We start from the raw sequence: 19,790 nt of genomic DNA on the forward strand, positions 1-19,790 counted from the left end.
GATGGCCCACGACAGCACCGGCTTCGCGACCTCCAGCGCACCCGCCGACGTCGTACGCCGCCAGTACCTGGCCTCGGCCAACCGCGATCTGGCGGCGCTGCGCGCCACTCTCGCCCCCGACGTGGAGTGGACCGAGATGGCCGGCTTCCCCCTCGCCGGCACTTACCGCACCCCTGACGGTGTCACCGGCAACGTCATGGAGAAGCTCGGCCAGGACTGGGACGACTGGACCGCCCACGACGACACCTATGTCATCGACGGCGAGAACGTCGTCGTCCTCGCCCGGTACACCGCGACCAACAAGGCCACCGGCAAAGCGATCAACGTCCGGGTCGCCCACCACTTCACGGTCCGTGGCGGACTGATCGTCCGCTTCGAGCAGTTCGTCGACACCGCCCTCGTCCGCGAGGCGATGACCGGCTGACTCAACTCCCGTCCGGTGAAAGGCAGTTCATCGCCGGACAGCTCGGCGCAGGGTGGTTGATCGCAGGTCCCGCCGGCCGGGAGGGCTCGTACGAACAGTCGGCAGGGGCGGCGGGAATCCCCGCGCCCTGCCCGCTGTTGTCGGGAGCGGCAGCCCCGGCACCAACCCCAAGGAGGCCGAGCGTGTACGGCGACCCGGCGACAGTCCGCAAGATCCTCACCGAGCTCGGCGACACCTGGGCGGTCGTGGGGCTCTCCACGAACCAGCGGCGAGCGGCCTACGGGGTCGCCGACGTCCTCCAGCGCTACGGCAAGCGGATCGTGCCGGTCCATCCGAAGGCCGAGACGGTCCACGGCGAGCCGGGCTATGCCTCCCTGGCGGACATCCCGTTCGACGTGGACGTGGTCGACGTGTTCGTGAACAGCGACCTCGCGGGGCCGGTCGCCGACGAGGCGGTGGCCAAGGGGGCCAAGGCGGTCTGGTTCCAGCTGGACGTCATCGACGAGGCCGCCTACGACCGCACCCGCGCCGCCGGCCTCGACATGGTCATGGACCGCTGCCCGGCGATCGAGATCCCGCGCCTGGGCTAGCCGCCCGCCGAGCCACCCCGGAGTCCTCCCCTCCCCCGTCGGCCGCCCCCATAATGCTCGGGTGACCTCCACCTCCCCGCACCCCAACTCCGGTGTCCCGCAACGTTTCCCGGTCGTGATCGTGGGTGCCGGACCGGCCGGCCTCACCGTCGGCAACATCCTGCGGGCCGCGTCCGTCGACTGTCTGGTCCTGGAGACCGAGACACGTCAGTTCATAGAGCAGCGGCCGCGGGCCGGGGTCATCGAGGAGTGGGCCGTACGCGGACTTGAACGGCGGGGCCTGGCGGACACGCTGCTGCGGCGGGCGCAGCGGCACGGCGAGTGCGAGTTCCGGTTCGCCGGGGAGCGCTACCGGTTCGAGTACGCGCAGCTGACGGGGGTTCACCACTGGATCTATCCCCAGCAGTTCCTGGTCACGGACCTGGTGCGCGAGTACGCGGACGTGCGCGGCGGGGCCATACGCTTCGGCGTGCGGGACGTGGAACTGCACGACCTCGACACCGATCACCCCTCGGTGTCCTACACCGACCCGGAGACCGGCCGGCGCGAGAGCGTGCGGTGCGACTTCGTCGCCGGCTGTGACGGGGCACGCGGGGTGACACGCGACGCCGTGCCGGCCGGCCGTGCCCACATCTCCCGCAGCGACTACGGCATCGGCTGGCTGGCGCTGCTCGCGGAGGCGCCGCCGTCCGCCGACTGCGTCGTGTTCGGCATGCATCCGCGCGGGTTCGCCGGGCACATGCAGCGCAGCCCCGAGGTGACCCGCTACTACCTTCAGTGCCCGCCCGGCGACGACCCAGGGAACTGGTCCCACGACAGGGTCTGGACCGAGCTTCGGCAACGGCTCGGTGCGAACGGCGCGCCGCCGCTCACCGAGGGACGGCTGATCGAGAAACGCGTCCTCGACATGCACAACTACGTGGTCGAACCCATGGTGTTCGGCCGCCTCTTCCTGGCCGGAGACGCCGCGCATCTCACCGCCCCCATCGCCGCCAAGGGCATGAACCTCGCCCTGCACGACGCGTTCCTGCTGGCCGACGCCCTCATCGCCCACCTCACGAAGGCCGACGCCACAGGCCTGGACGGCTATTCAGCGGCCTGCCTCGGCCGGGTCTGGGACTACCAGGAGTTCTCCCACTGGCTCTCCGAGGTCTACCACGGCACCTCCTCCGGCGACCCCTACCGAGCGGGCACCACCCTCGCCCGTCTCCGCCGCATCTTCGGCTCCCCGACGGCGGCACTGGCGTTCGCGGAGCAGTATCTGGGCAAGAACGCCGAGTACTGAGTCAGTCGTGCGGTGGCCGGTCGCTGAGCCGGTGGTCCGCCACGTTCAGCGCCTCGTCGACGAGGCGGCGCAGATGGCCGTCGCGCAGGGAGTAGATCACCCGGCGGCCCTCCTTGCGCGTGTCCACCAGGCCCGCGAGCCGCAAGCGGGCCAGGTGCTGGCTGACGGCGGGGCGGGCCGCGCCGCACGCCTCGGTGAGCGTGGTCACGTCGGCCTCCCCCGTCGTCAGGGCGTGCAGCAGCGTGAGGCGGGTGCGGTCGCCGAGCAGGGCCAGGAGTTCGGCGGCGAGCGTGAAGTGTTCCTCGCCCGGGGTGCGCGGATGCGCATCGTGTGCAGGTGATAGGTGCATGCGTGCGCTCATACGCACATAATGGCCTCGTGGGCTGCTTCGCGTCCACTCCCGCGCACCGGAAGGGGAAGCCGTGAGCGACCGGCACGACCACCAGCACCATGGGCACGAGCACGGGCACGCCCACGGACATGCCCACGGGCGCGGCGAGCAACGGCACGAGCACCCCCACCCGCATCCTCACCCCCACCCGCGCGCCCACTCCCCCACCGGTCTCCGCCATCGCCTCGCCCACCTCCTCACACCCCACTCCCACGAATCCGCCGACAAGATCGACTCCGCCCTGGAGTCCTCCGCGCGCGGCATGCGTGCGCTGTGGGTCTCGTTGGCCGTGCTCGGGGTGACGGCGCTGGCTCAGGCGGTCGTGGTGGTCGTGTCCGGGTCGGTGGCGTTGCTAGGGGACACGGTGCACAACACCGCGGACGCGCTGACGGCCGTACCGCTGGGGATCGCCTTCGTGCTGGGCCGGCGTGCGGCCACGCGGCGCTTCACCTACGGGTACGGGCGGGCCGAGGATCTCGCGGGCATGGTCATCGTGCTGACGATCGCGGCGTCCGCGGCGTTCGCGGCGTGGACGGCCGTCGACCGGCTTCTCGACCCGCGCCCGGTGGAGCAGATCCCGGCCGTCGCCGTGGCGGCGCTCGTCGGGTTCGCGGGCAATGAGTGGGTGGCCCGGTACCGGATCCGGGTCGGCCGGGACATCGGCTCGGCCGCGCTCGTCGCGGACGGGCTGCACGCCCGTACCGACGGATTCACCTCACTGGCCGTCCTGTTGAGTGCCGGGGGCGCGGCGCTGGGCTGGCAACTCGCCGACCCGATCGTGGGGTTGGCGATCACGGCCGCGATCACGCTGGTGCTGCGGGACGCCGCGCGCGAGGTGTTCCGGCGGGTGATGGACGCCGTGGACCCGGCCCTGGTGGACCGGGCGGAGCGGGCACTTCGGGAGGTGGCGGGCGTACGCGACGTCGGTGAGCTGCGGCTGCGCTGGATCGGGCACCGGCTGCGCGCCGAGGTGGCGGTCGTCGTGGACGGCGAGGTGTCGGTGCGTCAGGCGCACGCCATAGCCGTCGACGCCGAACACGCCCTGCTGCATGCCGTGCCCCGGCTCACCGCGGCCCTCGTGCACGCCGACCCGGCACCGGTGCCCGGTGAGGCGGACCCGCACCTGACCCTCGCCCACCACACGGCGGCCTGACCTCGGCTCAGGAGACGCCGAGCCCCTCCAGTACGACGGCCCCCGGCAGCTCCGCGAACGCCTTCCCCGGCACCAGCAGCTTGCCGCGCCGGCGCCCGCTGCCGACCAGCACGTACGGCAGGTCGACGACGGCCGAGTCCACCAGCACCGGCCAGCCCTCGGGCAGTCCGAGCGGGGTGATGCCGCCGTACTCCATGCCGGTCTCGCCGGTCGCCGTGTCCATCGAGGCGAACGACGCCTTGCGGGCGCCGAGTTGGCGGCGTACGACGCCGTTGACGTCGACCCGGGTGGTGGAGAGCACCACACACGCGGCCAGCGTGGTCTCACCGCCGCGCCTGCCCGCCACGACCACGCAGTTCGCCGACTGTTCGAGCAGTTCCCGGCCGTAGTGCTCCACGAAGACGGCGGTGTCGGCCCACTCCGGGTCGGTCTCGACGTAGACGATCTGGTCGGCGGGGACGCTGCCGTGCCAGTGGCGTACGGCGTCGGCGACCGGGACGGTGAGTTCGTCGAGGCAGTCGGGGGCGGGGGTGGCGCGGTCGAAGCGTCCGATGGGTGCGTCCATGGGCGCACGCTAACAGGCGTGCGGGGCGCCGTCGGAGCGGTGTCTCAGCGGGCGGGCGGGACCGAGACGGCCAGCATCCACTCGGTGGGGACGTCGCCCTGATTGCCGTAGGTGTGCGGGGCGTCGGCCTCGAAGGTGGCGCTCGCGCCGGCCGGGATCCGGTAGTCGGTACCGTCGACGGTGAGGGTCAGTTCGCCCGCGATGACATGGACGATCTCGACGGTGCCGACGGGGTGCGGGTCGGAGCTGCTGCTCTCGCCCGGCATCACCCGCCAGTGCCACATCTCCAGCGGGCCGGGCGCCTCGGTCCCGGCGAGAAGCCGGCTGTGGCTGCCCGCGTCGGTGTGCCACAGCCGCACGACCTGGTCGGCCGGGACGACCCGCACCTTCGGTCCCTGTTCGTAGTCGAGCAGGGTGGTGATGCTGACCCCGAGCGCGTCCCCGATCTTGACCACGGTGCCGAGACTGGGGTTGGTGCGCGCCTGCTCGATCTGGATGAGCATGCCGCGGCTGACGCCCGCCCGGGCGGCCAGCACGTCCAGCGTGAAGCCGCGCACCGCGCGCCAGTGCTTGACGTTGCGCGACAGGGACTGGGTCAGCAGGTCGAGGTCCGACACATTCCGTCCAATTCCATCCAGTTACATCCAATTGCACCCGACCCGAGTTCCGGAGTGCAATATTCTGAATGACAGAGTCCAGTGTGCTGCACTACGGTGGGGTGCACCCGATCGTGCACCGAACTGTACTGCGAGGCCCTCGTGACAGCACTCTTCGCCCTGGCCACCAGCCTGCTGTGGGGGCTGGCCGACTTCGGCGGCGGACTGCTCACCCGGCGCACCCCGGCGCTCACGGTGGTCGTCGTCTCGCAGGCGATCGCGGCCGCCGTGCTCGGTGTGATCGTGGTCGCCACCGGCGGCTGGAGCGAGGCCGGTCCCCAGCTGTGGTTCGCGGCCGCCGCGGGCCTGGTGGGCCCCGTCGCCCTGCTCTGCTTCTACAAGGCGCTCGCGCTGGGCCCGATGGGCGTGGTCTCCCCGCTCGGCACGGTGGGCGTGGCGGTCCCCGTCGGCGTGGGCCTCTTCCTCGGCGAGCGGCCGGGGCTGGTGCAGATCGCGGGGATCGCGGTCGCCGTGCTGGGCGTCGTCCTCGCGGGCGGTCCGCAACTGCGGGGCGCGGCCGTGCAGCGGCAGGCCATCCTGCTCACCCTGGTCGCGGCCTTCGGCTTCGGCACGGTGTTCGCGCTGATCGCGGAGGCGTCGAGCACCGTCACCGGTCTGTTCCTCGGGCTCTTCGTGCAGCGCGTGGTCAATGTCGTGGCGGGCGGCCTCGCGTTGTACGTCTCCGTGCGGCGAGGCGCGAGCGCCCTCCCGGAGGGCGGTATCCCGGTGCGCGCACTGCCCGCGTTCGCCTTCGTCGGCCTCGCCGATGTCGCGGCGAACGGCACCTATGTGATCGCCGCCCACCACGGCCCGGTCACCGTGGCGGCCGTACTGGCCTCGCTCTACCCGGTGGTGACGGCCCTGGCCGCGCGGGGCTTTCTGCGGGAGCGGTTGCTGGCGGTGCAGGCGGCCGGCGCGGGGCTCGCGCTGGTGGGCACGGTGCTGCTGGCGGCCGGCTGAGAGCCTTCACAGGCTCTGAGAGCCTGTGTCAGGACTCGGTGGCCGGTTCGGTGAGTTGGGCAGCCGTCCTCTCGTCCAGTTCCGCCAGCTTCGCCGCCGTCTCCTCGTCCAGCCCGGCCAGTGCCTGCAACTGCTCGGGCGTGATCCCGTCGGGTATCGGCACCGGCGCCGGGGTCCTGAGCGGCGGCTGCCAGCCCTCACCGGGCGTCCAGCGCCGTACGACACGGGCGGGCGCCCCCGCCACGACGGCGTGGTCGGGCACCGTGCCGCGGACCACCGCGCCGGCCGCCACCACGACGTTCCGCCCGATCCGGGCGCCCGGCAGGATCACCGCCCCGGTGCCGATCCAGCACCCGGGTCCGATCTCGACCGGCTCCATGCGCGGCCACTGCTTGCCGATGGGCTCGTGGGGATCGTCGTACGAGTGGTTCGTGGACGTGACGTAGACGTACGGCCCGAAGTAGCAGTCGCTGCCGATGGTGACCGTGGTGTCGGCGATGACATGGCTGCCGCGGCCCAGCACGACGCCGTCCCCGATGCGCAGGATGGGCTCCGGGCCGAGGTCGAGGTCGGGCATCAGACCGGCGGTCAGGGTGACCTGCTCGCCGACGATGCAGTGGGAGCCGAGGTGGATCCAGGGTTCGCCGAAGACCGTGCCCAGCGGGAAGGCCAGGCGGGTGGCTTCGCCGATCGAGCCGAAGCGGAAGCGGCCGGGGCTGTCGGCCGTCACCGAACCCGTGCGCTGCACCCAGGCCCAGCCCGCGTGGACCGCGCGCTGCGTCAGTCGGCGTCGCCAGGACGAGAACGTGTTCTTGCTCTTCGGCACCTGCTCACGGTACTCAGCGCGAGTGGCCCCATGAGGCCGTACGCCTGTGATCTTCGCCCCATGGAGGGGCCGGTCGGCGCCGGGTGGTTCACCCGCGGCGGGTGATCCGACCGGGTCGGCGCCGTGCTGCGCTGGTGAGATGACCTGGTCCGTCGTGAACCCCCTCGATGTCGCGGGGCGTGTGACGCGGTATGCGCTGGGAACCGCCGGCGCCGTCGCGGACCTGGTCATTCGCCGGCTTACGGCCGAGGTCGTGGACCGACTGGACCTGGACGGCCTGGCCGCCCGGATCGATGTCAACCAGATCGCCGACCGGGTCGACGTGATGCGCGTCGCCGGCCGTGTCGACGTCGACACGATCGCCGACCAGGTGGACGTGGACCGGATCGCCGACCGCGTGGACGTGGACCGCATCGCGGCCCGGGTGGACGTGGCCCAGGTCACGCAGCGCGTCGATGTGGACGCCGTCGCGGCACGCATCGACCTGGACGCGATCGCGGCGCGCATCGACGTCGACCGCATCGCCGCACGTCTGGACGTCGAGGCCGTGATCGCCCGGGTCGACCTGGTGACGCTCACCCGGGCCGTGCTGGAGGAGATCGACCTGGGCCGGATCGTGCGGGAGACGAGCGGCGGAATGGCCGAGGAGACGGTCGACGCGCTCCGGTCGCGGAGCATCCGGGCCGACCGGGTGGTGAACCGCGTCGCCGACCGGCTGCTGCACAGACCCGTCGCCGCCCCGGCGCGGACCGACGCCCCGGGCTGACGCCGTGCCACGCAAGGGCCGGGAACAGGACCCGGAGGGCGAAACCGCGGGAGTCGTGTCGCGGTGCCTCGCGGCGGTGATCGACGCCCTGGTGGTGTTCGGGATCGCGCTCGCCGTCCAGCTCACGATCAGCGGTCTGCGGCTGCTCATCGCCGGGCCGCCGTACCGGTTCCCCGATCCGCCCGGCTGGCTCGCGGGGGTCGGCGGCTGGGCCGTCGCCGTGCTGTATCTGGGCGTCTGCTGGACCGTGACCGGAGGCACCGTCGGCGACCGGCTGCTGGGCCTGCGGGTCACCCGGCTGGGCGGACGGCTCCTCGGCGTGCTGCGCGCGCTGCTGCGGGCCGTGCTGTGCGTGTCCTTTCCCGTCGGGCTGCTGTGGGTCCCGCTCAGCCGGCGCCGTGCCTCGCTGCAGGACCTGGTCGTCTCCAGCGCCGTCCGGTACCACCGGTTCTGACCTGCGGGCCGCCTCGGACGTCAGGGTTCGGTAGGGGCGGCCGACGCCGCCTTTCGCGGCAGCAGGGCCGCGGTGCCGAGGCCGCCGAGGCCGATGACGCCCAGCACGATCATCGCGGCGGCGTAGGCGCCGAAGGCGGGGTCGGCCACCAGGATCGTGCCGGCGACCGCCGTACCGACCGACGAGCCGAGGTTGGACACGCTGCGGGACAGCCCGGAGATCTCCCCCTGCTGCTCCTCCCCGAAGCTCGACTGCACGATGTTGACCGAGGGGGTGAGCATCACTCCGAGGCCGAGGCCGATCAACAGCAGCCCGGGTGTGTAGGCCCAGGCACTGGACGCGTCGCGGGACAGCACCACGAGTACGGCGATGCCGGCGACGGTCACGGCGAACCCGGTCATGACGAGGGTCCGTTGCTCCCGTCGGGCGGCGAAGCGTTCGGCGCCGAGCGAGGAGGCGAGCAGACCGAGCGTGGCCGCCGTGAAGATGAGCCCGGTGCGCACGGCGTCGTAGTCGCGCACCACCTGGAGGTAGGCGGCCACCACGAACGACACGCCCATCAGCAGCATCCACTGGAGGTGCTGGGTGACCAGGCCCAGGTTGGACGTGCGGTTGTGGAACAGGCCGAGGGACAGCAGCGGCTCGCGGCCGGTCCGCTCCATGACCTGGGACCGGCGGAAGAACCAGGCCAGGACGAGCGTGCCGAGCAGCAGCAGGCCGACCGCCAGCCAGCCGTTGTCGTCGGTGGCCAGGATCCCCGTCACCACCAGCAGCAGACCGGCCGCCGACAGGACCGCGCCGCCCGTGTCGAAGTCCCGCGTGGGATCCGCCGGCAGCGGGTCCTCGACCCGGCGGCTGAGTACGATGATCAGCGCGACCACCAGCGCCTGGAAGACGAAGGCCGCCCGCCAGCTCAGCGCCGAGGTGATCAGCCCGCCGATCAGCGGTCCGGCGGCGGCGCCGATGCCGCCGGCCGCCATGATGGCGCCGAACGCGCGGGCCCGGGAGGTCACTTCGGTGAACAGCAGCGTGGTGAGGATGTAGACGGGCGGGATGAGCAGGGCGGTGCCGACGCCTTCGAGGATCGAGTTGCCGAGGATGAGCACGCCCAGGCCCGGCGCCGCCGCGCTGAGCAGGGCGCCGGCGCCGTACACGACGAGGCCGGCCACCAGGCACCGCTTGCGGCCGTAGCGGTCGGTCAGCTTGCCGCCGGGGATCATCAGGGCCGCCATGACCAGCAGGAAGATCGTGATCGCGATCTGCACGCCCTGGACGGTGGTGTCCAGGTCCTCGCTGATGTCGGTGATCATCACGTTCATGTTGGAGCCGGCGAAGCTGCAGATGAACTGCGCCAGGGCGAGCGGGGCGAGGATCCGCCGGGCGGCGCCCGGGGCCGGGTCGGGGCGGTCTGCGGAGGTGGGGACGGGCGGTACGGCCATGACGGCTCCCGGGACTCGGCTCCGAAGCGCAGGCGGGCGTCGGCTCCCGAGCGCTCGAACGCGCCCATCGTCGTGGGCCGTTGATCACCCGTCATCACCCATGCGAGGTGACGCCAGGGGCCCGGGGCCCGGAGTAGGACTCATGGGCGAACGGCCGCGACCGGCGGCCGTCCCGACGACGGAGGCCCAGCCATGGTCACCACGACCACGAAACACCAGCGCTCGGCAGGCGTCCTGGCGGCAGCCGGCGGGCTGACCGCCTTCGCCTCCGTGATGCTCGTCATGTGCGGCGTCCTCGACATCTTCCGCGGCATCATGGCGGTCCTGGACGACGAGGTCTTCCTCACCACCCGCAACTACGTGTTCAAGTTCGACCTGACGACCTGGGGCTGGATCCACCTGATCCTCGGCGCGGTCGCCGTGGCCGTCGGCATCGGCCTGGCCATGACGGCGACCTGGGCACGGGTCATGGGCATCCTCATCGCGACCCTGCTGATCATCGCCAACTTCCTGTCCATCCCCTACTACCCGTTCTGGTCGCTGACCCTGATCGCCCTGTACGGCTTCATCATCTGGGGCCTGTGCGTGGTGCGAGCGGACTCGAAGTACTGAGGTCCGGGGACGGCACTCATGGCGGACGAACGGGCCGAGCGGATCGGCGAGTTCATCGCACCCCTGCGAGTGCGGCCGGGATCGAAGGTGGACCTGTCCACCGACTTCGATCCCGGCAACAAGGCGGGCATCGCCGGCAAGAAGGACGGCCAGGAGCTGCTGCGCACCGGTGTCGCCCTGTTGGCCGACTACCAGCGGCGGCTGGCGGCCGAGAACAGATACGGCGTACTGCTGTGTCTGCAGGCCCTGGACGCCGGCGGCAAGGACGGCACCATCCGGCATGTGATGAGCGGGGTGAACCCGCAGGGCGTCCATGTGTCGAACTTCAGGGTGCCCTCCAGCGAGGAACTCGACCACGACTACCTCTGGCGCTACGCCCGCCGGCTCCCCCGGCGCGGCGAGATCGGCATCTTCAACCGCTCGCACTACGAGGAGGTCCTGGTGGTGCGGGTGCACCCCGAGCACCTCGACCGCCAGCGGCTGCCGGACGAGGCGAAGCGCAAGGGCGTGTGGCGCCGCCGCTACCGGGAGATCAACGACTGGGAGCGGTATCTGCACGACAACGGCTTCCGGCTGGTGAAGCTGTTCCTGAATCTGTCCAAGGAGGAGCAGCGCACCCGCTTCCTCAAACGGATCGACGTGCCCGAGCGCAACTGGAAGTTCTCGGCGGCGGACGCGCGTGAGCGCGCCTGGTGGGACGACTACCAGGAGGCGTTCTCCCACATGCTCTCCGCCACCAGCACCAAATGGGCGCCCTGGTACGTGATTCCCGCCGACCACAAGTGGTTCGCGCGGATCTGCGCGGCCGCGGTACTCGCGCACACCCTGATCGACATCGACCCGCAGTATCCCGAGGTGGACCGCAAGACGCGGCACGAACTGTTCGTGGCCAAGGAGGAGTTGGTGGCCGCGGCACCGCCCGGGGCCCCGGCCGACCCGTACGCGGCGTCCGTCGAGGCCGACGCGGAACGGAGGAACGGGAGATGACCTCCCCGGAACCGGAGCGGCCCTGGTACACGCGCCCGCCCGACGCGGTCGCGAAGGCGCTCGGGGTGGACCCGGCCGTCGGCCTCACCGGCGCGCAGGCCGCCGAGCGGCTGCGCCGGGACGGCCCCAACGCCCTCCCCGAGGAGCAACCGCCCCCGAAGTGGCGCCGGTTGCTCGACCAGTACCGCAGCTACATGCAGATCATCCTGGTCGCCGCCGCGATCGTGTCGCTGCTCATCCAGGAGTGGGCCACCGCGGTCCTCCTGCTCGTGCTGACCGTGATCAACGCCGTCATCGGCGTGCGGCAGGAGGGCAAGGCGGAGAGCGCCATGAACGCGCTCAAGTCGATGATGAAGGCGACCGCGCGGGTGCGGCGGGACGGGACGGAGCGCGAGATCCCCGCGGAGGAGGTCGTGGTCGGGGACGTCGTACTGATCACCGCCGGGGACGACGTGCCCGCCGACGGCCGGCTGGTCGTGGCGAGCGCCCTGCAGATCGACGAGTCGGCGCTGACCGGCGAGAGCACACCCGCCGCGAAGGACAACGGGACGCTGCGGGGCGAGCGGCCCAGCCCCGGCGAGCGGACGAACACGGCGTTCATGAACTCCCCGGTCACCCACGGCAGCGGCATCATGATCGTCACCGGCACCGGTTCCGGCACCGAACTGGGCAGGATCTCCGGGATGCTGTCGGCGACCGAGCGCGAGGCCTCGCCGCTGACCAGGGAGCTCGACCGGCTGACGCTGTGGATCGCGGGCGCGGCCGGGCTGACCATGGTCGTGATGTTCGTGCTGGGCCGTGGCCGGGGCGAGGCGTGGGACGCGCTGTTCGTGAGCGCCGTGTCCCTGGCGATCGCGGCCGTCCCCGAGGCCCTGCCCACGGTGACGCAGACGATCCTCTCGCTCGGCGGTCTCGACCTGGCCCGGCGCCACGCGATCGTGAAGGACCTGCCGTCGGTGGAGACCTTGGGCTTCACCTCGGCGATCAACTCCGACAAGACCGGCACGCTCACCCTGAACCAGATGACCGTCGTGGAGGTCGTGGACGCCTTCGACCAGTACACCGTCTCCGGTTCCGGTTACGGCCTGGAGGGCCGGGTCCACCATGCGGTGGGGCGTTCGTCCGGCATCGAGGACGCGATCCTGCCGTACCTGGTGGCGAGCGACGCCCGGCTGGTGGACGGCCAGGTGGTGGGCGACCCCACCGAGGGGGCCCTGCTCGTGCTCGGGCACAAGGCGGGCCTGGACGTCGAGGCGACCCGCGAACGGTTCCCGCGGCTGGCCACGCTGCCCTTCGACCCCTCGTACAAGCTGATGGCGACCTTCAACGCGGCGACCGACGCGCTCGGCCGGCCGGTCGTCCGCTGTTTCGTGAAGGGTGCGGCGCCCGCCGTGATGGGGCGTGCCGCCACGGCCCTGTCGGACGGTACATCGATCCCCTGGGACGCCGATCTCGACAAGCGGGCGCACGCCCGGATGGAGCGGATGGAGCGGGCGGGCCGACGGGTGATGGCCGCCGCCACCCGCGATCTGGACCCGGCCGGTTTCGCGGCCGACGGCGACCTGCTCGCGCTCGTCACCGAGCTGGAGATGACGAGCCTGGTCGCCATGGAGGACCCGCCGAGGAAGGAGTCCCGGGAGGCGGTGGCCGGCGCCCGGGCGGCCCGTATCCGGGTGCGGATGGTGACCGGCGACGACGTCATCACCGGTGCCGCGATCGCCGAGCAGATCGGCATCGAGGGAGAGGCGATCCTCGGCTCGGACTTCGCCGCCCTCCCGGAGCCGGAGCGGCTGGCGCGCATCGACGACATCGGGGTGATCGGCCGGGTCGCCCCCGAGCACAAGGTGCTGCTCGCCGATACCCTGAAGCAGAAGGGCGAGGTGGTGGCCATGACCGGCGACGGGGTCAACGACGCCCCCGCCATCAAGGCGGCCGACATCGGCATCGCCATGGGTTCCGGGACCGAAGTGGCCAAGAACGCCGGACGGTTGATCCTCTCCGACGACAACTTCGCCACGATCGTCTTCGCGGTCGAGCAGGGCCGCAAGATCTACGACAACCTCACCAAGTACATCCGGTTCGTCCTGGTGCTGCTCGTCGTGTTCGTGCTGACCTTCCTGGGCGCGGCCCTGTTCGACATCGCGGACGGCGAGCCCTTCACGCCGCCCCAGGTGCTGTGGATCCACTTCTTCGTCAACGCGGCCTTCGGCTTCGCCCTGGGCTTCGACCGGGTCAGTCCCGGGCTGATGACCCGTGCCCCGCGGCCTCGCGGTGAGCCGGTGATGACGACCCGGCTGATGGTGACGGTGGGGTCGGCCGGACTGGCGGTCACGATCGGCCTGCTGGCGATGATCGCGCTCGGCGAGGCACGCTTCGACAGCGCCGCCGTCGGCACCTCGATCGCCTTCACGTCGTTCGCGCTGTGCCTGATCGTGGCCGCCCTGGAGTGCCGCAGCGAGACCGAGACGGTGCTGACGACGTCGACGTTCGACAGCCGGCAGATGAACTGGGCCGTGTTCGGCGAGTTCGCCCTCGCCGTGCTGGCGACCCAGACCGACGTCTTCAACCGGCTGCTCGGCACCACCCCGCTCACCGTCGGTCAGTTCGGCTGGGCGCTGCTGCCGGCGCTGGCGCTGCTCGGGCTGTGGGAGGCCGGGAAGGCCGTCGCTCGTCGGCGTGGGCGGCAGCGCCTCGTCCCGCACGGCTGAGCTGCCCACCATCGCGCGGAGGATGCCGATGCCAGGTGACGGCGACGTGAGACACCGCCTGCTCCCGCCGGGGCTGCGCACGCTGTCGGTGTATCGGCGCGAGTGGCTCGTCAAGGACGTCGTCGCGGGGGTCGTGCTCACCACGCTGCTGGTGCCGCAGGGCATGGCCTACGCGGAGCTGGCCGGACTGCCCGCGATCACCGGCCTGTACACGTCCGTGCTCTGTCTGCTGGGCTACGCCGTGTTCGGGCCGTCCCGGATCCTGGTGCTCGGGCCGGACTCCTCGCTGGGCCCGATGATCGCGGCGACGGTCCTGCCGCTGGTCGCGGCCGGCGGCGACAGCGGGCGGGCGGTTGCGCTCGCCTCGATGCTGTCGCTGATGGTCGGGGCGATCACGATCCTGGCCGGGGTGTGCCGGCTGGGCTTCATCGCGGACCTCATCTCCAAGCCCACCATGATCGGCTATATGAACGGGCTGGCGCTGACCATCCTGATCGGGCAGTTGCCCAAGCTGTTCGGGTTCAAGACGGACGCCGACGGGCTCGTCGAGGAGTTCGACGCCTTCTTCCGGGGCCTGGCCGACGGGAAGACGGTGCCCGCCGCGGTGACGGTGGGGCTCGCGGGGATCGTGCTGATCCTGGTGCTCCAGCGCTGGCTGCCCAAGGTGCCCGCGGTGCTCGTCATGGTGGTGCTCGCGATCGCCGCGACGTCGGTCTTCGACCTGGGCCGGCACGGGGTGAGCCTGGTCGGCGAACTGCCGCAGGGGTTCCCGCCGCTGACGTTCCCCGACGTCGGGTGGGACGATCTCGCCCCGCTGTTCGGCGGTGCGCTGGGCATCGCGCTGGTCTCCCTCGCCGACACGATCTCCAACGCCTCGGCGTTCGCCTCCCGCACCGGCCAGGAGGTGCGCGGCAACGAGGAGATGACGGCGATCGGCGCGGCCAACGTGGCGGCCGGTCTCTTCCAGGGCTTCCCCGTCAGCACCAGCGGATCACGGACGGCGGTGGCCGAGCGGGCGGGCGCGCGCAGCCAGCTCACGGGGGTCGTCGGTGCGGGCCTGATCGTCCTCATGCTCGTCCTGCTGCCGGGGCTGTTCCGCAATCTGCCCCAGCCGGCACTCGCCGCGATCGTCATCACGGCCTCGCTGTCGCTGGCCGACCTCGCCGGGACGCGCAGGCTGTGGCAGCAGCGCAGGATGGAGTTCCTGCTGTCGATCGCCGCGTTCCTGGGTGTCGCGCTGCTCGGTGTGCTGCCGGGGATCGCGGTCGCCGTCGGGCTGTCGATCCTCAATGTGTTCCGCCGGGCGTGGTGGCCGTACAACACCGTGCTGGGCCGGGTGCCGGGCATGCCCGGCTACCACGACGTGCGCTCCTACCCCGGCGCCGAGCAGCTGCCCGGCCTGGTGATCCACCGCTTCGACGGACCGCTGTTCTTCGCCAACGCCAAGTCCTTCCGCAGGGAGGTCATGCGGCTGGCGCGCGCCGAGCCGCCGCCGAAGTGGGTGCTGCTCGCGGCCGAGCCCGTCACGGACGTGGACACCACGGCCGCCGACGAGCTGGAGGAACTGGACGAGGCGCTCAACGAGCGCGGGGTGAGCCTGGTGTTCGCCGAGCTCAAGGATCCGGTGCGGCGCAAGATCGAACGCTATGAGCTGACCCGGACCATCGACCCGGACCACTTCTTCCCGACGCTGGAGGCGGCCGTGGCCGCGTTCCGCGAGCGGACCGGCGCGCGCTGGACCACCGAGGAACGCGGCTAGAGCAGTTCAGTCCCGGAAGGGTTCAGTCGTTGCCGCCCGGGCCGATGGCGAGGACGTGGGTGCCCCACTCCGCCAGGTCGACGAACAGGCCGTGCCTGGTCAGTTCGTCGCCGTCACGCGCGTACCGGGTGCCGTCCAGCAGACCGGTCAGCGTCCAGGTGGTGGCGGCGAGTTCGGGCCACGGCAGCCGTACCCAGCCCTGGGCCGGGGCGTCGGAGAGGTTGACGACGGTGACGAAGCGCCCGGCCGGGCCCGCCCAGCCGGAGGCGACCAGGTTGCGGTGGGAGGCGTTGTCCGGCCAGCCGTCGCAGTCGAGGAGCTGCCAGTGCCCGCCGCGCATCCCACTGCGGTGGACGGCGGCGAGCAACCTCTCGTGGAACGCGCGCAGTTCGCCGTCGGCCGGTTCGTCCGGACGCCGGTCCAGGAAGACGGGCAGCCGGGTACGGCGGCCGGTGAACTGGCCCTCGTGCCAGAGCGTGGCCCCGGGCAGGGTGGCGATCAGCACGGCCGCCGCCCGTTCCTTGGCCGGGGCCATCGTGTGCGCCGCCCGTGGCTCGTCGTGGTTCTCCAGGAACCGTACGAGCCGGCGCTGGTAGTCCTCGGCCGCCAGCAGATGCTGCCGTACCGCTTCGGGGCTCTCGTTCAGCACCCGGTCGTAGAGCCGCTTGTCGTAGCAGAAGTCGAACCCCTGCTGCTGGAGGACCCATTCGAGGTCCCAGTACGCCTCGGCCACGAAGGTCATCCGGGGATGGCGGCGGCGCACGCCGGAGACGACCTCCGGCCAGAACTCCTCCTGGGGCCGCGGCCCCGCGAGGTCCGACCAGGTCCGTTCGAAGACGTCGTTGGTCAGCAGCATCGCCATGTCGCAGCGCACCCCGTCGCACATGTCCCCGATCCGGCGCAGCACATCCGCGGTGGCCGTGCGCAGCTTCGGCGCGAAGGCGTTCAGCTGGACCACGTCCGGCCAGGGCGGGAAGAAGGGGTCGCGGCCGCGGGCCAGGACGTTGCCCGCCACCGTCAGATAGGCGGCCGGGTCACGGCGGGCGTCGTCGTCGGTGCCCCGGACGAAGTACTCGGGGTGCTCCCAGGTCCAGGGGTTGTCGGGTGCGACATGGTTGGGCACGTAGTCGAGCAGCAGTCCGACTCCCCGGCGGTCGAGTTCGGCGCGCGCCGCGGCCAGGCCCTCCGCTCCGCCGAGGCTCGCGTCCACCTCGTAGCGGCGGACGCAGTACGGCGATCCGGCGATCTCCTCGTCGTGGAGGTCGGGCACGGCGCTGGTGAAGGCACCGCGCAGCACCCGGTCGCGCAGGGCGATGGCGCGCCCCTCGGGGCTGCGCTCCCACACGCCCATCAGCCAGACGGCGTCGACACCGTGCGGGGTGATCTCGTCCCAGGCGTCCTTCGGTACGTCGCGCAGCCCGGCGAAACGGCCGGAGCGGGCCGCGATCTCGCGCAGCCAGACCCGGGTGTTGACCTCGTGCACCACGGGCTGGGCGGGAAGCTCACCGGTCATCGCATCGTCCTCCTGTCGGGGGCGGCGAGGAAGTCGCCGGGGGTGAGGGTGCCGAAGACCGTCGTCAGGGTGGCGACCAGGCCGGTCCAGCCGGTCTGGTGGGCCGCCCCGATCCCGGCACCGTTGTCGCCGTGGAAGTACTCGTGGAAGGAGATCAGGTCCCGCCAGTGCGGGTCGTCCTGGAACTTGGCCTGGCCGCCGTGGACCGGCCTGCGCCCGTCCTCGCCGCGCAGGAAGATCCGGGTGAGCCGGCCGGAGATCTCCCGGGCCACCTCGAACAGGGTCATCCTGGTGCCGGACCCGGTCGGGCACTCGACGGTGAGATCGTCGCCGTAGAAGCCGTAGAGGTTGAGCAGGGCCCTGATGACCAGGGCGTTCATGGGGAACCACACGGGGCCGCGCCAGTTGGAGTTGCCGCCGAACATGCCGGTGTCCGACTCGGCGGGCAGATAGCCCACCCGGTACTCCTCGCCGTGCACCCAGAAGCTGTAGGGGTGGTCGGCGTGGTGGCGGGAGAGGGACCTGATGCCGTAGGGGCTGAGGAACTCGTCCTCGGACAGCAGATGCGCCAGCACCCTGAGCAGCTTCTTCTCGTCCACGACCGACAGCAGCCGGGGCCCGCCCGTGACGCCCGCCTGGGCGGACGCGAGCGTCACGGAGAGGGAGGGATGCCGGTTCGCGAACCGGCGCAGCCGCTCCCCCAGTCCGGCCACCCTCGCCAGTTGCCGCGAGTTGAAGACCGTGGCCGCGCACAGCGGCAGCAGGCCCACCATCGAACGGACCTTGAGCCGTACGGCCTGGCCGTCGGGCAGCCGCAGCACGTCGTAGAAGAAGCCGTCCTCCTCGTCCCAGAGTTCGTCGCCGAGGTCGCCGACGCGGTCCATGGAGGCGGCGATCCACAGGTAGTGCTCGACGAACTTGAGCACCAGATCCTCGTACGCGGGGTTGTGCTCGACGAGTTCGACGGCGATCTGCAGCATGGACTGGCAGTACAGCGCCATCCAGGCGGTGCCGTCGGCCTGTTCGAGGGTGCCGCCGGTGGGCAGCGGGGCGCTGCGGTCGAAGACGCCGATGTTGTCGAGGCCGAGGAAGCCGCCCTGGAAGACGTTGCGGCCGGTGGGGTCCTTGCGGTTGACCCACCAGGTGAAGTTGGTCAGCAGCTTCTGGAAGACGCGTTCGAGGAAGGCGCGGTCGGCGCGGCCGGTGGTGCGCTCCTCCATCATGTACACGAAGTACGCCGCCCACGCGTGCACGGGCGGGTTGACGTCCGCGAAGTTCCATTCGTACGCCGGGATCTGGCCGTTGGGGTGCAGATAGACGTCCTGCAGGAGCAGTTCGAGCTGTTCCTTGGCCAAGCGGGTGTCGACGGTCGACAGGGCCACGGTGTGAAAGGCCAGGTCCCAGGCGGCGAACCAGGGGTACTCCCACTTGTCGGGCATGGAGACGATGTCGTCGCTGACCATGTGGAACCACTCGCGGTTGCGTACGCCGGGGCGCGGCAGGCTCCAGGGATCCATGCCGTGCTCGTTCAGCCAGGTCTCCAGGTCGAAGAGGTAGTACTGCTTGGACCAGAGCATCCCGGCGAGTGCCTGGCGCAGCACCCGCGCCTCGTCCTCGCTCGCGTCCTTGGGGGTCAGCTCCCGGTAGAAGGCGTCGGCTTCGGCGATGCGGTCCTTGAACACGGTGTCGAAGCCGCGGGACAGGGTCAGCTGCGAGCCGGCCGGGCCGAGGCGCAGGCGCACCGTCTGGGAGCCGCCGGCGGGGAGGGTGAGGATGTGGAGGGCCGCGGCCTTGGTGCCCTCCCGGGCCGGGTTGACGGCACCGCTCTCCGCGTCGATCACCTGTCGGCCGATGCCGTCCTTGACGTACGGCGAGGCGTTGGACTTGCCGAAGAGCCGCTCGTTGTTCGTCTCGTTCTCGGTGAACAGCAGGGGCACCGATGCGTCGAACCGGCAGTCGTAGTTGCCGAGTTCGGGGTGCTCGGCCCGGATCGTGGAGGTGCCGCGCGGTCCGTCGAGGGCGCTCAGCCGCGGTTTGCCGGCCGCCTCGTGCCCCTCGTGCCATGACCACGTGTTGCGGAACCACAGGGTGGGCAGCACATGCACGGTCGCCTCGTCGGGGCCGCGGTTGGCGACGGTGATGCGGACCAGCACGTCGTCGAAGTCGGCCTTGGCGTACTCCACCGTCACGTCGAAGTAGCGGTCGTCGTCGAAGACGCCGGTGTCGAGCAGCTCGTATTCGAGGTCCTGCCTGGTCCGGTCCCGGTTGACGGATACGAGGTCGTTGTAGGGGAACTCCGCCTGCGGGTATTTGTAGAGGTACTTCAGGTACGAGTGGCTGGGCGTGCTGTCGAGGTAGAAGTAGTACTCCTTGACGTCCTCGCCGTGGTTGCCCTCGCTGTTGGTCAGGCCGAACGCGCGCTCCTTGAGGATCGGGTCGCGCCCGTTCCACAGGGCGAGCGCCAGGCACAGCCGCTGCTTGTCGTCGCAGATGCCGCCGAGGCCGTCCTCGCCCCAGCGGTAGGCACGCGAGCGCGCGTGGTCATGGGGGAAGTACGACCAGGCGTCACCGCCGTCGCTGTAGTCCTCGCGGACCGTGCCCCACTGACGCTCACTCAGATACGGCCCCCACAGCCGCCATCGTCCGCCGTCGTCGCCCTTCGGGCCGATCCGCTCACCGCTCGTGCGTGCGCTCATCCCCTC

18 protein-coding genes are annotated in these 19,790 nt (G+C 71.3%); 11 read left to right on the forward strand and 7 right to left on the reverse strand.

Annotated elements, in window-relative coordinates; genetic code table 11:
* Position 1: 1 nt before the first annotated feature.
* From ACFWYS_RS37510 to ACFWYS_RS37520, 3 genes are all read left to right on the forward strand, one after another.
* Positions 2-424: a nuclear transport factor 2 family protein gene (locus tag ACFWYS_RS37510; RefSeq protein ID WP_384779060.1), complete on the forward strand. Its 423-nt coding sequence runs from the start codon at positions 2-4 to the stop codon at positions 422-424.
* 182 nt (positions 425-606) lie between these two features.
* Positions 607-1,014 (forward strand): CoA-binding protein, encoded by a 408-nt coding sequence (locus ACFWYS_RS37515; protein ID WP_384779063.1) that lies wholly within the window; start codon positions 607-609, stop codon positions 1,012-1,014.
* A gap of 61 nt (positions 1,015-1,075) precedes the next feature.
* Complete coding sequence (locus tag ACFWYS_RS37520; protein WP_384779066.1) at positions 1,076-2,299, forward strand: 4-hydroxybenzoate 3-monooxygenase; 1,224 nt, start codon at positions 1,076-1,078, stop codon at positions 2,297-2,299.
* A 1-nt stretch (position 2,300) separates the two neighbouring features.
* Here the strand turns inward: ACFWYS_RS37520 and ACFWYS_RS37525 are convergent, their stop codons facing one another.
* Complete coding sequence (locus ACFWYS_RS37525; RefSeq protein ID WP_384779069.1) at positions 2,301-2,660, reverse strand: ArsR/SmtB family transcription factor; 360 nt, start codon at positions 2,658-2,660, stop codon at positions 2,301-2,303.
* A gap of 61 nt (positions 2,661-2,721) precedes the next feature.
* Here ACFWYS_RS37525 and ACFWYS_RS37530 point away from each other — a divergent pair, with 61 nt between their 5' ends.
* A complete protein-coding gene (locus tag ACFWYS_RS37530; protein WP_384779072.1) occupies positions 2,722-3,843 on the forward strand; it encodes a cation diffusion facilitator family transporter in 1,122 nt (373 codons plus the stop codon).
* 7 nt (positions 3,844-3,850) lie between these two features.
* Here ACFWYS_RS37530 and ACFWYS_RS37535 read toward each other — a convergent pair whose 3' ends face one another.
* Both ACFWYS_RS37535 and ACFWYS_RS37540 read right to left on the reverse strand, forming a co-directional pair.
* On the reverse strand, positions 3,851-4,408 hold the full coding sequence (locus ACFWYS_RS37535) for a YbaK/EbsC family protein (protein WP_384779075.1): 558 nt from the start codon (positions 4,406-4,408) through the stop codon (positions 3,851-3,853).
* Positions 4,409-4,452: 44 nt separating this feature from the next.
* Positions 4,453-5,025 (reverse strand): helix-turn-helix domain-containing protein, encoded by a 573-nt coding sequence (locus ACFWYS_RS37540; RefSeq protein WP_384779078.1) that lies wholly within the window; start codon positions 5,023-5,025, stop codon positions 4,453-4,455.
* 141 nt (positions 5,026-5,166) lie between these two features.
* Between ACFWYS_RS37540 and ACFWYS_RS37545 the strand changes: the two genes are divergently transcribed.
* The gene (locus tag ACFWYS_RS37545; RefSeq protein ID WP_384779081.1) at positions 5,167-6,024 is read left to right on the forward strand and encodes an EamA family transporter; all 858 of its coding nucleotides are present in this window, start codon (positions 5,167-5,169) and stop codon (positions 6,022-6,024) included.
* Between the two features lie 28 nt (positions 6,025-6,052).
* Here the strand turns inward: ACFWYS_RS37545 and ACFWYS_RS37550 are convergent, their stop codons facing one another.
* A complete protein-coding gene (locus ACFWYS_RS37550) occupies positions 6,053-6,850 on the reverse strand; it encodes an acyltransferase (protein WP_384779084.1) in 798 nt (265 codons plus the stop codon).
* Between the two features lie 139 nt (positions 6,851-6,989).
* Here ACFWYS_RS37550 and ACFWYS_RS37555 point away from each other — a divergent pair, with 139 nt between their 5' ends.
* The gene (locus ACFWYS_RS37555; RefSeq protein WP_384779087.1) at positions 6,990-7,616 is read left to right on the forward strand and encodes a hypothetical protein; all 627 of its coding nucleotides are present in this window, start codon (positions 6,990-6,992) and stop codon (positions 7,614-7,616) included.
* Between the two features lie 4 nt (positions 7,617-7,620).
* Entirely contained in the window at positions 7,621-8,070 is a 450-nt protein-coding gene (locus ACFWYS_RS37560) for an RDD family protein (RefSeq protein ID WP_384779090.1), read from the forward strand.
* A 20-nt stretch (positions 8,071-8,090) separates the two neighbouring features.
* Here ACFWYS_RS37560 and ACFWYS_RS37565 read toward each other — a convergent pair whose 3' ends face one another.
* Complete coding sequence (locus ACFWYS_RS37565) at positions 8,091-9,509, reverse strand: MFS transporter (RefSeq protein WP_384779093.1); 1,419 nt, start codon at positions 9,507-9,509, stop codon at positions 8,091-8,093.
* Between the two features lie 192 nt (positions 9,510-9,701).
* Here ACFWYS_RS37565 and ACFWYS_RS37570 point away from each other — a divergent pair, with 192 nt between their 5' ends.
* From ACFWYS_RS37570 to ACFWYS_RS37585, 4 genes are read left to right on the forward strand one after another with little or no spacing between them, the layout of a single operon-like run.
* Positions 9,702-10,121: a hypothetical protein gene (locus ACFWYS_RS37570; RefSeq protein ID WP_384779096.1), complete on the forward strand. Its 420-nt coding sequence runs from the start codon at positions 9,702-9,704 to the stop codon at positions 10,119-10,121.
* Between the two features lie 18 nt (positions 10,122-10,139).
* A complete protein-coding gene (locus ACFWYS_RS37575; protein ID WP_384779099.1) occupies positions 10,140-11,108 on the forward strand; it encodes a polyphosphate kinase 2 family protein in 969 nt (322 codons plus the stop codon).
* Positions 11,105-13,816, forward strand: coding sequence for a cation-translocating P-type ATPase (locus tag ACFWYS_RS37580; protein WP_384779104.1), 2,712 nt, complete (start codon positions 11,105-11,107; stop codon positions 13,814-13,816). The genes ACFWYS_RS37575 and ACFWYS_RS37580 overlap by 4 nt, the downstream gene beginning before the upstream one ends.
* A gap of 46 nt (positions 13,817-13,862) precedes the next feature.
* Positions 13,863-15,575: a SulP family inorganic anion transporter gene (locus ACFWYS_RS37585; RefSeq protein WP_384779107.1), complete on the forward strand. Its 1,713-nt coding sequence runs from the start codon at positions 13,863-13,865 to the stop codon at positions 15,573-15,575.
* A 22-nt stretch (positions 15,576-15,597) separates the two neighbouring features.
* On the opposite strand, the gene ACFWYS_RS37590 is transcribed toward ACFWYS_RS37585, so the two are convergent.
* Both ACFWYS_RS37590 and ACFWYS_RS37595 read right to left on the reverse strand, forming a co-directional pair.
* Positions 15,598-17,088, reverse strand: a complete 1,491-nt coding sequence (locus tag ACFWYS_RS37590; RefSeq protein WP_384779110.1) for an alpha-amylase — start codon at positions 17,086-17,088, stop codon at positions 15,598-15,600.
* Complete coding sequence (locus ACFWYS_RS37595; protein ID WP_384779113.1) at positions 17,085-19,784, reverse strand: glucosidase; 2,700 nt, start codon at positions 19,782-19,784, stop codon at positions 17,085-17,087. Before ACFWYS_RS37595 ends, ACFWYS_RS37590 begins: the two co-directional genes overlap by 4 nt.
* Positions 19,785-19,790: the final 6 nt, after the last annotated feature.

The organism is Streptomyces sp. NPDC059010 (genome assembly GCF_042740355.1).
In the GTDB taxonomy this organism is placed as follows: Bacteria; Actinomycetota; Actinomycetes; order Streptomycetales; family Streptomycetaceae; genus Streptomyces.

Coding starts and splice junctions, on each gene's coding strand:
- ACFWYS_RS37575 (WP_384779099.1), top strand. CDS start 10,140: ATGGCGGACGAACGGGCCGAGCGGATCGGCGAGTTCATCGCACCCCTG.
- ACFWYS_RS37595 (WP_384779113.1), bottom strand. CDS start 19,784: ATGAGCGCACGCACGAGCGGTGAGCGGATCGGCCCGAAGGGCGACGAC.
- ACFWYS_RS37580 (WP_384779104.1), top strand. CDS start 11,105: ATGACCTCCCCGGAACCGGAGCGGCCCTGGTACACGCGCCCGCCCGAC.
- ACFWYS_RS37525 (WP_384779069.1), bottom strand. CDS start 2,660: ATGAGCGCACGCATGCACCTATCACCTGCACACGATGCGCATCCGCGC.
- ACFWYS_RS37590 (WP_384779110.1), bottom strand. CDS start 17,088: ATGACCGGTGAGCTTCCCGCCCAGCCCGTGGTGCACGAGGTCAACACC.
- ACFWYS_RS37565 (WP_384779093.1), bottom strand. CDS start 9,509: ATGGCCGTACCGCCCGTCCCCACCTCCGCAGACCGCCCCGACCCGGCC.
- ACFWYS_RS37570 (WP_384779096.1), top strand. CDS start 9,702: ATGGTCACCACGACCACGAAACACCAGCGCTCGGCAGGCGTCCTGGCG.
- ACFWYS_RS37510 (WP_384779060.1), top strand. CDS start 2: ATGGCCCACGACAGCACCGGCTTCGCGACCTCCAGCGCACCCGCCGAC.
- ACFWYS_RS37535 (WP_384779075.1), bottom strand. CDS start 4,408: ATGGACGCACCCATCGGACGCTTCGACCGCGCCACCCCCGCCCCCGAC.
- ACFWYS_RS37555 (WP_384779087.1), top strand. CDS start 6,990: ATGACCTGGTCCGTCGTGAACCCCCTCGATGTCGCGGGGCGTGTGACG.